The following is a 287-nucleotide window of genomic DNA, read 5'->3' on the forward strand; positions in this document are numbered from 1 at the left end:
TGGTGGAGCCAAGCGGGATCGAACCGCTGACCTCCTGCTTGCAAGGCAGGCGCTCTCCCAGCTGAGCTATGGCCCCTCATGCGATAAGAAATGATGGGTTTAAAATGAAAACTCCATCAAAACTGAACAAATGAATTTCAACACAAGCCATTTTGTAGTTTCCCTTAAGAAACTATTTTGATACATTTGAACTCCAGGTTCAAATGAAATTATCCTTAGAAAGGAGGTGATCCAGCCGCACCTTCCGATACGGCTACCTTGTTACGACTTCACCCCAATCATCTACC

General features: G+C 45.3%; 1 tRNA gene and 1 rRNA gene. Both read right to left on the reverse strand.

Going from position 1 to position 287, the window contains the following annotated elements:
- Positions 1-76 (reverse strand) — tRNA-Ala (locus FS806_RS25485).
- 143 nt (positions 77-219) lie between these two features.
- Positions 220-287 (reverse strand): 16S ribosomal RNA (locus FS806_RS25490); the annotation flags it as partial.

The organism is Paenibacillus sp. 32O-W (genome assembly GCF_007679495.1).
GTDB classification, from domain to species: domain Bacteria; phylum Bacillota; class Bacilli; order Paenibacillales; family NBRC-103111; genus Paenibacillus_L; species Paenibacillus_L residui.